General features: G+C 52.4%; 9 protein-coding genes. 1 reads left to right on the top strand and 8 read right to left on the bottom strand.

What is annotated here, in order from left to right; all coding sequences use genetic code 11:
• Nucleotides 1-4 precede the first annotated feature (4 nt).
• The 7 genes from ACTJJJ_RS03080 to ACTJJJ_RS03050 form a co-directional block, all read right to left on the bottom strand.
• A complete protein-coding gene (locus ACTJJJ_RS03080) occupies nt 5-1012 on the bottom strand; it encodes an FAD binding domain-containing protein (RefSeq protein WP_188930771.1) in 1008 nt (335 codons plus the stop codon).
• On the bottom strand, nt 1009-1638 hold the full coding sequence (locus tag ACTJJJ_RS03075; protein WP_188930773.1) for a (2Fe-2S)-binding protein: 630 nt from the start codon (nt 1636-1638) through the stop codon (nt 1009-1011). The genes ACTJJJ_RS03080 and ACTJJJ_RS03075 overlap by 4 nt, the downstream gene beginning before the upstream one ends.
• Nucleotides 1639-1962: 324 nt before the next feature.
• On the bottom strand, nt 1963-4329 hold the full coding sequence (locus ACTJJJ_RS03070; protein ID WP_188930775.1) for a glycoside hydrolase family 95 protein: 2367 nt from the start codon (nt 4327-4329) through the stop codon (nt 1963-1965).
• Nucleotides 4330-4358: 29 nt separating this feature from the next.
• Complete coding sequence (locus ACTJJJ_RS03065) at nt 4359-6182, bottom strand: alpha-1,3-galactosidase-related protein (RefSeq protein WP_440701422.1); 1824 nt, start codon at nt 6180-6182, stop codon at nt 4359-4361.
• Nucleotides 6183-6313: 131 nt separating this feature from the next.
• A complete protein-coding gene (locus tag ACTJJJ_RS03060; protein ID WP_188930780.1) occupies nt 6314-7207 on the bottom strand; it encodes a metallophosphoesterase family protein in 894 nt (297 codons plus the stop codon).
• Between the two features lie 15 nt (nt 7208-7222).
• Complete coding sequence (locus tag ACTJJJ_RS03055) at nt 7223-9022, bottom strand: RagB/SusD family nutrient uptake outer membrane protein (RefSeq protein WP_188930782.1); 1800 nt, start codon at nt 9020-9022, stop codon at nt 7223-7225.
• A gap of 24 nt (nt 9023-9046) precedes the next feature.
• Complete coding sequence (locus tag ACTJJJ_RS03050) at nt 9047-12313, bottom strand: SusC/RagA family TonB-linked outer membrane protein (RefSeq protein ID WP_188930784.1); 3267 nt, start codon at nt 12311-12313, stop codon at nt 9047-9049.
• A gap of 202 nt (nt 12314-12515) precedes the next feature.
• Here ACTJJJ_RS03050 and ACTJJJ_RS03045 point away from each other — a divergent pair, with 202 nt between their 5' ends.
• Nucleotides 12516-13133: a TetR family transcriptional regulator gene (locus tag ACTJJJ_RS03045; protein WP_188930786.1), complete on the top strand. Its 618-nt coding sequence runs from the start codon at nt 12516-12518 to the stop codon at nt 13131-13133.
• Here the strand turns inward: ACTJJJ_RS03045 and ACTJJJ_RS03040 are convergent.
• Complete coding sequence (locus tag ACTJJJ_RS03040; protein ID WP_188930788.1) at nt 13116-13379, bottom strand: CBU_0592 family membrane protein; 264 nt, start codon at nt 13377-13379, stop codon at nt 13116-13118. The two genes, ACTJJJ_RS03045 and ACTJJJ_RS03040, sit on opposite strands and share 18 nt — an antisense overlap.
• Between the last annotated feature and the right edge of the window lie 104 nt (nt 13380-13483).

Here is a 13483-nt window from a genome sequence, read left to right as displayed (position 1 = left end):
CCGATCAGGAAATGCCCGCGGCGGTTTTCAATGCAGCAACCATTGCATTGGATGTCAATTTAATCTTATACGCATTACCTTCCAGAGCCTTTGCACTTTCCATTTCATGCTCCGCGACTTCCCTGAAAAGCTGCTCCGACGGAGCTTTTCCCCTCAACATGAGATCGATAGCCCAGTAGCGCCAGGGCTTATGGGCCACACCACCGAGTGCGAGCCGCGCATCCCATATCCGGCCGCCGTCCATTTGCAGCGCCACTGCCACCGACACCAATGCAAAGGCATAGGAAGCCCGGTCGCGCACTTTCAGGTAATGGCTGTGTTTGGCAAATGCATTATCCAGCACCTCAATGGCCGTCACGAGCTCGCCGGGGCCGAGGTTGGTATCCAGCTCGGGCTGCTGGGTAGACAGGCGAAGAAAGTCCTTCATTTGTATCCTCCGCTCCCCGTCCGGGCCATTGACCACCACTACCGTATCCACGGCAGTAAGTGCCACGCACATATCACTGGGGTGAACGGCCAAGCACGACGACTTTTCGATCCCGCCAAAGCCGTTTCCCGCAAAAAAGATGGCGTGTGTGCGATTAATGCCTCCTTCCGCGCCACAGCCGGAGCCCGGCTTGCGCTTGTTACAAGGCAATGCAAGATCGTAAAAGTAGCTGCAACGCGTGCGCTGCAAAAGGTTACCGCCCACCGTGGCCATATTGCGCAACTGCCCCGACGCGCCCGCGAGCAATGCCTGTGCGAGTAACGGCTGGCGGGTCACAACAGCCTTATGTTTCGCAACCTCACTGTTCAGCGCCAATGCGCCGATGCGTAGGCGGTCGTACCGGTGTTCTATTTTCTTTAACGGAAGGTGATTGATATCGATCAGCTTTGTGGGCGACGCGATGCCCCGCTTCATGAGGTCGACCAGATTGGTCCCTCCTGCAATGTAACGCGCTTCGGGGTCGTCGGCGGCCATGCTAATGGCTTCCGCGATTGTTTTCGGACGGAGATATTGAAATGGTTTCATACTTTCAAGCCCTCCATTTTTACTTCGAGAATGGCATCCACAATGTTCGGGTAAGCTCCGCAACGGCATAGATTGCCGCTCATATATTCCCGCACCTCCTCTGCTGAGCCCGCGCACCCCTCACGTATACACGCAACCCCCGACATCACCTGCCCAGGCGTGCAGTAGCCGCATTGAAACCCGTCGTGTTTGATAAACGCTTCCTGCAACGGGTGCAGGTTGTCCCCACTCGACAATCCTTCAATGGTGGTGATTTTCGAGCCATGCTGCATGGCAGCGAACGTCAGGCAAGACAAGGTCCGACGTCCGTCGACATGCACGGTGCAAGCCCCGCATTGCCCGAAATCACAACCTTTTTTGGTTCCTGTCAATCCGAGATTTTCCCGCAGCAAACCCAGCAATGTCATGCGCGGATCAATGGAAATGCGTCTGCGTTTTCCATTGACAGTCAGCGATATTTTCACCTTAGCCGCATTACCTACCGGCCCGTCCTCAGGTGCCAGTGCTGCTTGCAGAAGGTCCGCCGGCGCCATCGAAAGCCCGGCGATGAACATGGATTGTTTCAGAAAAAAACGCCGGGCTTCGTTTTCGGCGTCGGGCGGAGTAGCGTCGTGGTCGATGTCCATCGTCGTTCAGTTCGGTGATTATGTATTGAAAAGGGAGGTAGGTGTGTGATTTACCGGTTGGAAAGTATCAGGAATGGTCAGGCAGTAATCGGGGGTGGTCAAGTGGTGGTCAGGTATGGTCAGAAATGAGTGGCGGGCGAATGCCGTCAGGCATGTAATATTGGTAGTAATATGGCGGATTGGCTTAGTTAAAAATGCCGTCAGGCATGCAACAACAATGCTTTGCTGTTACATGCCTGACGGCATTTCCCGGTATATGGGAGACGGCTTGACCGCTACCAATATTACATCGCTACGGTATGACTACCGCATTTTGATTTTAGATTATTTAAAATCAACTACGTTCCACGTCTTTTCCCTTCCCGCACCTATCTCTGCATTGATCGTTTTGTTTCCGTATTTCAATACCCGTTTCTGTGCATTGGGTGAGACGAGCGTCACGGATTTCAATTTACCATTTTCCCAAACTTCATCTACCGTCACATTACCGCGCGCTTTCAAACCTTTCACCGAACCGGTCGCCCATGCATCAGGTAATGCGGGCAATAGTTCGATCACGCCGGTTTGCGATTGGAGGAGCATTTCGGCTACTCCAGCGGTGGAGCCCATATTGCCGTCTAGCTGAAATGGCGGGTGGGCGCAAAGGAGGTTGGCGTATGAGCCGCCGCCGTCGGCCATGTTGGTACCCTGGTCGGCTACGGGCCGGAGCACGCTTTTGAAAAGTTTGTGCGCACGGTTACCATCCTGCAAACGCGCCCAGAAGTTGACTTTCCAGGCCAGCGACCAGCCGGTACCTTCGTCGCCACGGGCATTGAGGCTCACGCGCGCGGCTTCCGCTTCGGCCGGGGTTTGGGTAATCGAAATTTGCTTGCCAGGGTGCAATGCATACAAGTGTGATACGTGCCGGTGGTGACTGGTAGAGTCGTCGACATCCTCTCGCCATTCCTGCAACTGTTTCCAACGGCCGATCTGCAAAGGCAATATCTTGTCGCGGGTAGCCCGGGCCTTCTGTGCGAAATCGGCATCGATACCCAGCACGGCTGCGGCTTCGGCCGTGTTGTTGAGCACGTCCCAGGCCATTTCGTGGTCCATGGTGGCACCGCTGGAAATACCGCCATGCTCCGGCGAGTACGATGGCGATGAAACGAGCCGGCCTTTGCCGTCGCCGGTCAGGTAATCCATCCAGAACTCCGAAGCCTCCTTCATGACCGGATAGGCCGTATTTTTCAGGAATACCTTGTCATTGGTAAATGCATAATGCTCCCACATATGCTGGCAAAGCCAAGCGGCACCACCCGGGAAAAAGCCCCAGGGGAAATCCCATCCCGGCGAGGTATAACCATAGGCGTTCAGCATCGTATTGACGATCCAACCTTTGGCATTGAAAAATTCTTTCGCCGCCAGACGTCCCGGTTCTACAATGGACCGGGTAAAATCCATCAGCGGTAAATGGCATTCCGAAAGATTGGTCGCCTCGGCAGGCCAGTAGAGCATCTGCACGTTGATATTGGTATGATAGTCGTTCGCCCACGGCGGGTTGGTACTGTCGTTCCATTTCCCTTGCAAGCTCATCGGCATGGTGCCGGGGCGTGTGGACGAGATCATCAGATAGCGGCCGTACTGGAAATAAAGCTCTTCCAAACGGGTATCGGGCTGTCCCGCCGCATAGGCTTTCTGACGCTGGTCGGTAGGAATGGCCGGCGCGGTTGCATTACCCAGTTTCAATGCGACGCGGTCGTATAAATTGTGGTAATCCTTTTGCTGCTCGGCGAGCAATGCGGCGTAGGTCTTTCCGGCCACTTTGGCCATGGTAGCGGCATTGGCCTTTTTGTAGTCGTTACCCTTATAATCAGGGAATTTCATAAGGTAATCGGTCGCCACGGTGTGGATCAGCACAATGGATTTTGCGCCGGTCACGGTTAGCACGCCATTGCTGAAAGCCGTTTTACCGTCGGTATCGATGCGGTAAACGGTTTCGAACTCCTGGTGGTTGTCTTTTAAATGCCCGCCGAATGTGTATTGTTTTTTGTCAAAATGCTCATGGTCTTTCGCATGCGGTGTTACAAAACGGATGGAATACGTTTCCGGCGTCGAGGAAGTGAATTTGTACACCATTACCTTGGAAGGATAATTCCCGAAGAATGTCCTTTCAAAATGGCTCCCGCCGGCGTCGTAGCTCACTTTGCCCAGTGCATCGGAGATATTCAATTCGCGGCGGTAGTTCTGTGCGACGCCTTTGGAGGGCACTTTCACGAAAATATCGCCCACTGTTTGCTGCGCACCAAAATCGGAAGAAGGGGTATTTTCCTTTTTTTCATGAATAACGCCTGTCAGCTCCTTGTTGGCAAGTGCGTGCGCTTCTTTCATTTTCCCGGCTGCGAGTAGTTCGCGTACCTGGGGCAAATGTTTGTAGGCTTCTTTTTTTAAACCAAAATTATAGTCTGCATTCGCTCCCTTGCCGCCCGTCCAAAGGCTGCCTTCCGAAAATTGGATCCGTTCTTCGTCCGTTCCGCCGAAAAACATCGCGCCCACATGACCATTACCAATCGGCAATGCCTGGGTCATCCATTCTTTGGCCGGTTGTTGGTACCATAGCGACAAAGGCGCGGGTTGGGGATTGGGGTTTGGCTGCGCTCGCAGCGGGTTGAATGCGGCAATAGCGCAAATTAGCGGGCCTAGAAATGTTTTCATCAATAATTTTTTGGCAAATAATGGTAAAATTATTCAAAAATCAGTTTGGGTGAGCCGCTCAGTTTTATGTTGCTTTTGGGCATGTTTTCCAACCGGATATTCTTGCCCAGCACCTCTCCTTCCAGCTTCAAATCCGAAACCTCGACATTCGTACAGCCATTGAACCAGAACATATGATGATTGCCCGATTGCGGATCAAGGTCGTTTGTGCGTATGATCCTGTTATTGCCAAAAAACAATCCTCGGGTACTTTTTGCGTACAAAACAGGGTAATCAAATGTTTTGAAAGTATTGCCTTCGATCCGGATATTGAAATGAACGGGCCTCCTGGCGTCCACCACTTTGTTCGACGGGTTAATGGCGATGACGGCATTGCCCGGGCCGCCCTGGTAAGCGCAATCGATGAACTCGTTGTTTCGGATCGTGACGTCGCGCACCGGGCCCGATTCATACCAGCCTTCCGCGTCCGCCTCGATAAGCACGGCGCTCATACCGGTGCGGAAGAATGTATTGTTTTCGATCACGGCCTTTCGTGGAGTTGTGAGAAGTATGCCCCGGGTATTGGTGCGGGTAAAATGATTGCCGCGGATGAGTACTTCCGGCGTCCAGGTCATGTTCTCTACACAATCGTGCTCTTCCAGGCCCGCCGGAACAGGCTTTTCAAAGGTTAGCAGCACCTCACGGTCGTTGAGCCGGCTAACTGCTTTAACCAAACCATGGGCAAACCGCTCCATGGAAGCCGAATGCACGAATGCTACCGTATCGCCCGGGAAGAATGCATTGAAACCATAGCTCTGGCCGTGCATAAACCGCACTTTGAGCGCGTTTACATCGGGCCTTCCCACAATGGGGAGGTTGGTGCCGAGCACGTTGATCGGGTCGTCATGCGCGCCTGAGAACCGGCAATCTTCGACGGTAACCTTTCCCCGACAACCCGAAAAGTGCATAAAATCGGCGGACGAGGCTATCATGCGGCCTGTTTCCGGTCGCGGCGCACAGGTAACGCGGCGCATGGTGATGTTTTCGGTGTATTGGCTCACAATGCCCAGGCCGTGCATATAATGCATGCCTACGTCTTCGAGCGTCACATTTCTGCATTCGCGGATATGCATCCCAACCTGGTCGCGTATGATGTCGCGGACGGTGAGGATATTACCAGGTTTGGGCGTAACACGGGTTTTGAAACGCACGCGGCCGGGACTGATTTCTGTCGCCTGCGCGTTCGCAAAAGGCTTCCAGTCGCTGTAACGCATGGTTTTCAGGGTAGTATCAAACTCTACGGCGTGGAAATGCGTCGTTTTCCAGCCTTCTCCAAACCATTCCAGTCTGCCGTCTCGGATCGCATAACGTGCATCGCGCTGAATGTCCAGCTCGACTTCGCCATTGGCAACCTTCGCGTACCGCATTTCCGACATCGTCGGCCGTTCGAAATCGACGTGGATATTTTGCAGCTTCACATTTTCGCAGCGATCCAGCACGATCGTCGTCATTTTGCCATGAAAGACAAACAGCGCGCCGCTGCCTTCGATCGTCAGGTTACGGGCGTTCCTGAACAGCATGCCGATGATGCGGATTTTAAGCGAATCCTCGGCTTCGGTAGCCGTATTTGAAATGAAATACCTTTCACGGATAGCACCATCCGGCCAGAAATCATAACGGCCTTTCGGGAACGTCACGGTTGTCTTTCCGGTGCGGATCGCCTCGTCAATCACCTGCTGAACGCGGGCGGTGATGTTTTCGTAAGTATCGGGGCGAATGCCCGCGTCGGCGACTGAAACCGTTTGGGCTTGGGAATGACTGAGAAGCAGTAACGCGCCGCAAAGCGCGGCATAAAAGCGGTAGAACAAGGGCATCGGGTCAGGAATCGTTAATCTGGCCCGCAAATTAGGTCAAAATCGAGATAGTTTATGCAAAAAAGAAGCCTGCCGGCATTCTTCGCAAAAAACTGTGAAGTGCCGACAGGATTTTTAATGGACCATTATGCTTAGTAAGCGTGTGGGTAATAGGCATTTGTGACCTTCCCGTCCGCATACAATTCGAGCATGGCAAAGCCCGGCGGCGTTTCCTGGTAGTAATTCGGTGCAGCCGATTCGGCGTCCCCTTTCCCCCACCAAAAGCCGCTCATCGCGCCATTGCAGCAATATTGTATACCATTGTACTCGGTATGGTCCTGCAAATGCTGGTGCCCGCTGAGGCAAATGCGAACCTTGTCGCGATGCTTGTAAAAAAGATTTTTCAGCTTCTTGTAATCCGAATGCCCTCCCCCGCCCGCGAGCATAGGCGTAGCGCCCAGGATCGGGTAATGCGACATCAGGAGCACAAATGTTTCCGGTGCGAGTTTCGCCAGGTCCGCTTCCAGCCATTGGTATTGTTCGTCGTCCAGTGAAACGTGCTCGTTGTTCCCGTCAAGGATCACAAAATGCCAGTTCTTTTTGGTAAAACTGTAATAGCGGCCCGGCGTTTTGAGCCTTTTGACCACATAGTTCTTGCCGTACATTTCATCCTCCTTCGAAGGCGCCGCCCACCAGGGATCGTGGTTGCCGATGCAGCTGTGGATCTCGTAACCTTTCAGATTTGCCGTGCATTCGTCCCATAACTTCCAGTAGCCGAGCATGGTGTCACGGGTAACATCCTTATAATCTGCGGCGTGGATGGAGTCGCCGCCATTGAGGAAGAAATCGGGTTTATGTTTCAAAACGTCGGCGAGGCACTTTTTGAAACGGTTCGGCGCGTCGTCGCCTTCGCGGATATGCACGTCGGTAATGTGTGCGATTTTCAGTACCGGCTTATCGGCAACATGCCCGGCATTGGTAGCCGGGCCAGTTATCGAAGCAGCCGTGAGCAATCCGGTGTTACGGATCCAGGAACGTCTGTTCATTGTATTGATTTTAAATTAATTCCACCCAAAAACCTGCTTCAACTTGGGGTTCAGCAGCATTTCTTTCTGAGGGATAGGTCGGTAATAATATTTCGGGTCTTCAAATTTGCGGGCCGCTGTTTCGGTCACCATAGTACCACCGGCATTGCCGTTTTTGAGGTATACGGTTACGTCCTCGCCGATGGAGCCGGCGCGGTAGTAGATCAGAGCCACGCCGAGGCTGTTCTTTTCCTTGTCCTTCTCGGTCGGGATCGTTTTCGACTTGTCGATCAGGATAATGTCCTCCACGCCGTCGCCTGTCAGGTCATATTTGCCCAGGCCGGCGAAGTACATCCCTTCCGGGATCACGGTCAGCAACTTGCCGGCCTGCCAGCGCATTACGTCGTCGAAACGGAGGTTTTCGAATGCAAATTCCACCCTTCTTTCGCGGCGGATTTCCAGGATCACCCCGCGGTTGGCGCCCGTTACATTCGGGTATTTGGCGGCCAGAAAAGCATCCGGTTTAGCATTGGCTTCCGCCAGCAGTAAATCCGGCAGCCCTACCCGCGTACGGATCAGCTTCACTGATTTATCCAGGTCAGCCTGCGTCAGCGTCCCGAGTTCAGCTTTGGCCTCGGCATAAGTAAGAAGCACTTCGGCGTAGCGATAAACCGGGAAATCGGCGCCATTCAGGGCGTTGTTATCAGTAGTATTCATATACCCCTTCAACTGGTGATACCCTGTGAAGTTCTTGTTCAACCGCTGGATGTAGGGCGTGGCGTCGGGCACACGCACCCAGCCCGGGTACACGAGGGTTTGAGCCAGGCGCGGATCGCGGTTCTCAAATTCTTTGACAAAGCCAAACTGCTGGTAACCCGCAATATCGGTGAAACGGGAACCGTCCTTCATGAGGTAGGTTTGCACGAGGTCACGCGAGGGTGCCTGCTCGTAATCGCCGAAAACGGTGCTGTTGACATTACCTCCGGCCTGTTGCGCCTGATCATACTCATTCACCAAAATCACTTCTTTGTTCTGGCTCAGGTCCAGGCTATTGAACAGCGCAGCATAATCGGTATTAGGCTTGTTCGAATTGGAGATATTGAATTTTTGGGAAGCCATAATGTCTGCCGATACGCTCGCGGCGGTCTCCAGAAACTTGCCTGCTGTCGCCTGCAAGTTGAGTTCGGGATGATACTTGCGATAAGTGCCCTCAAAAAGGGCGGTACGTGCATATTGGGTCATCACGGCCCACTTGTTGGGTGTGCCTGAGGGAACCAGCTCTTTGGAATCGCCTACATTCGCTGCGGCATAGGCAAGGTCAGCCATAACACTGTCCATGACCAAGGTACGTGGGTCCTGCGGTTTGTATAAATCCTCGTCGTTGTCAGTCAATGTTTTAGAATACCAGGGCACATCGGAGAACCGGGCAACCTTATCCAGGTAAAACTGCGCGCGGTAGTAGCGGGCCAGACCGGCATAATGCGCTTTGATGTCCGCTGCCACCTGTGCCTTATGATAATTGTCGAGGAAATAGTTGATATTCCGAAGCCGGCTCCAATCCCAGCCACCGCTGATCGTCTGCGAACTGGGCGAACCCGTCATCACCACTTTCATTTCCACAGCACCGGTAGTGGTTGCATTGTCCGTGTCCTGATCGTTGAGATAAGAACCGATTCCCGGCATATTCAGCAGGCCGTTGACATAAAGTGCCAGGTCCTGCTGATTGTTAAAGAATACTTCCGGGGAAACTTTTGTCTGCGAGTACCTGTCCAGAAAGTCGTCGTTGCAAGAACTAGCTGCAATGAGCAAGGACAGCAATAAAATATGTTTTTTCATCTGTAATACGGATTTAGATAGAGATCAAAACTCGACGTTCACACCGAATGCGAACTTGCGCTGGAATGGGTAAGAAAAGCCCTTCGAGCTCTTGAATGTATCACTGCCCGCGATCACTTCCGGGTCGAAATACTTTTTAAGTTGAGAGAATTCAAAAATATTCTCACCGCTCGCAAACACCCTTACCCGGCTGATATTGTGCTTTCTCAACAGTGCGGTAGGTAATGAATAACCGATCGTAAGATTCTTTACGCGGAGGTAAGCAGCATTCAACAGGTACTTGGTTTGCGGAATATCGAGACCTGAGCTCGGCGAATAATTGTTATCCGCAAGCCACGATTGCAGCACCGGGTAATTTGCATCGGTGTTGGCATCGGCCAGGCCTGCTGCGATATACGACTGCGAATGCTTGGCACGCTGCTGGTCCGAGTCCGCCTGACCGCGGTAAAAGTCGAGATTCCAGGGGTACACATTGGCATAAGGCTGCTGATACGGACCCCAGTACAGGTAATGCTGCGGGTAATAATCTCCTTTTAAAACGCCTTGCAGCACTGCCGAGAAATCAAATCCGTTCCAATCGGCGCTCAGGTTGAAACCAATGCGGAAACGTGGTGTTGTATTGCCTATGACCTTCAAATCTTTCGGATCTTTGGCTGTTGCTCCGCGCATAATGCGGCCATCTCCGTCAAGGTCTTTGTATTTAGGCCAGCCGGGTACTATTGAAAGTGCTCCCCATGGAATAAGGTCCTTCTCGTCCAGCTTCGCGATCTCATCGGTATTCTTGAAAAGTCCGTCGTTCGTAAGTCCCCAGATTTCGCCGACCTCCTGACCCTGACGATAGTTCGCAGTAAACGTCTCCTGGTCATTCTTGAAACGGGTGATAACTGAGCGGGAATCGGACAGAATCAGTTTTGCGCTAAGCGACAATGGCTTGGCCGCCACTGTGTAAGCGTCGTTAAAGCCCAGCGTTAGCTCCCAGCCTTTGGTTTGCAGATCAGCCGCATTTTGCTTGGGCACCGTCGTTCCAAGGACACCGGGCAACTCCTGCCCTCCGGTAAGCATTTTGGTTGTATTACGGATATAATAATCGAAACCCAATGTCACGCGATCTTTCAGCACACCCAGGTCTGCACCGAAGTTAAGAGTCGATACACGTTCCCAGGTATAGTTCGCCGGGTTGATTTCCAGAAGGGGCGAACCGGTAATAACAGGCTGTTTGTCACCATCGATCAGATACCCCGACAGTCCCGTAGGCAATGCCTGGCGAAAACCGTAATAGGCCACATTCTGGTTACCGAGCTGCCCATACGATGCCCGGAATTTCAAGGTGGGGATAAAGGGCAATGTTTCTTTCACAAAAGATTCGGAACTGGCGATCCAGGCCCCCGATATCGATGGAAAAAAGCCCCAGCGATTGCTGGAAGGGAACCGTGAAGACCCGTCGTAACGGCCATTTGCCTCGATAATGTAGCGATCTTTGAAAGTATAGTTGATCCGGCCGAAATAGCTTCGGGTAGCATAACTGCTGTCCCCGCCAAAAGCCTTCGCACCGCCGCTCGTCACACTGAGATAGGGCAATGTGGATGAAATAACACCCGTTTTCTGCGCCTGGGTCGTATTATATCCGTAATACTCCTGGTTGTACCCGGCGAGAAGGCTGATCCGGTGCGTTCCGAGGGTTTTGGTATAATTTCCGAACAGGTCCAGGACATTGTTGACCAGGGTTCCGGACTTGTCCAACACGAAACCGGTGCCGTCGCTTTTCCGGATATCGCCCGGACCATAACCGATTTCATAAATCAGCTCATCCTGGTGGTACTTCCATTGTTCCCTTTTGAAACTCGCCGATCCGGTCACTTGCAGATCGCCATTCAAAGCGGTAATGATCCCTCGGAAAATATCCTGAAAGCCAAACATTTCTTCGCTCTTCTTACCACCGTCCCTAAGTTTTGCAGCAAGGCGGCCCGCTCCCGTATTCGCCCAGGTACCATCCGGGTTCACTGCAACCTGTGTGGGTTGCAGGGTATAAATGTCGGTAATGTCGGCAGTCGGAACAGCACGCTCCGTGCGGTAAATCGACAGGTTGTTATCCAGTTTCAGCCATTTCAAAGGCGAAAAGTCCAGCCTAGCGCGGGAAGAATAGCGGTTCCAGTAATCGTCGGTCAGTTTGTTCAGACCACCTTCGCGGTTATAATCTGCCGAAATATAGTAACCTACCGTCCGTTCATTGGCCGTTTTGGCACTTCCCGTGAAAGCGATGCTGTGGTTCTGAGAGAAACTTCTTTTGGTAAAAAAGTAATCGTACCAGTTGTTGCTGCCCATGTAGGCCCATTTGGTAGGGTCGGACGGGTCGAGGCGCGTGTCGGGCGTGGAAGGATTATCCGAACGTTCCTTGGCCCAGGCGTAATACTCATCTGAGTAGTTTACATAATCCCAGGGCGTGTTATCGGTAGACGTTTCGAGCACACGGGAGAAAATGTATGGGTCGGTTACTGGCTTGGGAAGCACCGTTGGCTGGCCCCAGGAGAAAAAGTTGTTGTAGGTAATGGATTGTTTGCCCCGTCCTCCCTGCTTGGTGGTGATCAGCACCACACCGAACGCCGCCCGCGCGCCGTAAATAGCCGCCGAGGCTGCATCGCGCAATACCGAGAAGGTGGCAATATCGGAAGGGTTTAAGCGGAGGAGATCCTGGCTGCTGGCCGCGGCGATACCATCGATCACGAACAGCGGCTCACCACCATTAATAGACGTAAAACCACGGATGTTGAAGTTCGGCACCGTTCCGGGCGAACCGCTCTGGTAGGTAATGTTAAGCCCCGGGCTTACCCCCTGCAAGCCCTGCATCACGTTCGCAACCGGCCGCGCCTCGAACTGCTTGCCCGAAATCTGGTCCACGGCACCGGTGATATTCACCTTCTTCTCGACACCGTAGCCGATCACGACCACTTCTTCGAGGTTGCCAGGATCAGCCTGGATGGTTACGAAGATCTCGCTCCGGCCTTTTACAAGCTCCTCCTGCGATTTGTAGCCAATGTAGGAGAACACGAGAATATCGTTCCCCGAAACGCCGTCGAGATTATATTTCCCGTTCTGATCAGTGATTGTCCCTTTCATGGAGCCCTTAATCACCACATTCACGCCAGGCAGAAGATCCTTTCCGTCCGTCACGGTTCCGGTCACCCGCAGGGTTTGCGCATAGGCCGGCACGAGCCACGCCCAAGTCATCAATACAGCCAGCAAGGCACACCGTAGCCACCTGGTACTGTAAGGTCTAGGTACATTTTTCATCATAAGTAAAAGTTAAAGGTTAACAACTTTTGAGGCATTTTCGGAATGCAAATGTCCTAATCAAAAGTTACGCCAATATTAAAAAATAGTTACCTGATTGTGATTATAAATTGAATGAATGTTCAATTAATTTTTAAATAACTAACACACTTCCGGTTTCCGCAAAAAACCGTATATTGCCTATCTGTTACACCCTGAACCGCCGATGGGAAGAAAAAGCCTTAAAGAAGCCCGCAAAAAAGAAATCATTAAAGTGTTTTACAGCCTGGCCAAGAAGAACGGCCTCGAAAACACCTCCATCGCCAAGATCGCGGCGAAGATGGAGATCAATCCCAGCCTCATTATCCATTATTTCCAGACGCGCGAAGATCTCGTGTCCGGGCTGGTCGACTATATTCTCGATAAATACAAGCTTATTTATAAGGTAAGCGCGGCCAACGCGACCGACTCAAGAAAGGCGCTGCTCGAAATCATCGGCAATATCTTTTCCAAAAAGTGGAATACGCTCTTCGACGACGGCCTGTTTTACGGCTGCTATGCCATGACATTCCATGACGACAAGGTGCGGGACCTTTATAAAAAGCTGCTGGATTCGCTTAGGGAAATGCTTATCGGGCATATTGAGCAGTGCCGTGCCGACGGCGTACTGGATGTGACCGATGTGGAAACGGTAGCGGATAATATTTTCGTACTCATCGACGGCGCCTATTTCTACCTCAGCCTGGTGTCCGACAAAGCCGAATACGAGCAGCGCCTGGCCAAATACCGGCAGCAGGCATTGTCGATCCTTCATTTACAGGAACTGTCAGAGGTGGCCGGATGATTTCCGCTTCAGCCTGCGGGCCACGGCCCCGATTCCGATCATCAGCCAGATCACATTGACGGCGACGTTCGGCTTGTCGCCATATTCGAGGGAATAAGCAATGAGGTTTGCCGCACCAACCATATTGAGGATGTGAAACGGGTAGCCATTGGGTTTTAGCACCCCTATCGTGAGCAGCAGGTATGCGAGCACGTATGCAACCACGCCCAACCAGCCCATTGTTTCCAGTATCAGTGCGGTGTTCATATCCATATTTTTACGCTACAATATTAACTCAGTGTACTTTCCCGGCCAAATAGCCCGTCGCCGAGCCCCAAACAAGCCATTATTCTCCATTTTGAAGGATTGGC

Source organism: Dyadobacter sp. 22481 (assembly GCF_052044875.1).
GTDB classification, from domain to species: Bacteria; Bacteroidota; Bacteroidia; order Cytophagales; family Spirosomataceae; genus Dyadobacter; species Dyadobacter endophyticus.
Note: the sequence above shows the minus strand (reverse complement) of the source record. Positions and strands in the feature narration are given on the sequence as shown.

What these genes read in the sequence shown, in the direction of transcription:
- ACTJJJ_RS03080 (WP_188930771.1), bottom strand. Translation starts at nt 1,012, where the DNA reads ATGAAACCATTTCAATATCTCCGTCCGAAAACAATCGCGGAAGCCATT.
- ACTJJJ_RS03075 (WP_188930773.1), bottom strand. Translation starts at nt 1,638, where the DNA reads ATGGACATCGACCACGACGCTACTCCGCCCGACGCCGAAAACGAAGCC.
- ACTJJJ_RS03070 (WP_188930775.1), bottom strand. Translation starts at nt 4,329, where the DNA reads ATGAAAACATTTCTAGGCCCGCTAATTTGCGCTATTGCCGCATTCAAC.
- ACTJJJ_RS03065 (WP_440701422.1), bottom strand. Translation starts at nt 6,182, where the DNA reads ATGCCCTTGTTCTACCGCTTTTATGCCGCGCTTTGCGGCGCGTTACTG.
- ACTJJJ_RS03060 (WP_188930780.1), bottom strand. Translation starts at nt 7,207, where the DNA reads ATGAACAGACGTTCCTGGATCCGTAACACCGGATTGCTCACGGCTGCT.
- ACTJJJ_RS03055 (WP_188930782.1), bottom strand. Translation starts at nt 9,022, where the DNA reads ATGAAAAAACATATTTTATTGCTGTCCTTGCTCATTGCAGCTAGTTCT.
- ACTJJJ_RS03050 (WP_188930784.1), bottom strand. Translation starts at nt 12,313, where the DNA reads ATGATGAAAAATGTACCTAGACCTTACAGTACCAGGTGGCTACGGTGT.
- ACTJJJ_RS03045 (WP_188930786.1), top strand. Translation starts at nt 12,516, where the DNA reads ATGGGAAGAAAAAGCCTTAAAGAAGCCCGCAAAAAAGAAATCATTAAA.
- ACTJJJ_RS03040 (WP_188930788.1), bottom strand. Translation starts at nt 13,379, where the DNA reads ATGAACACCGCACTGATACTGGAAACAATGGGCTGGTTGGGCGTGGTT.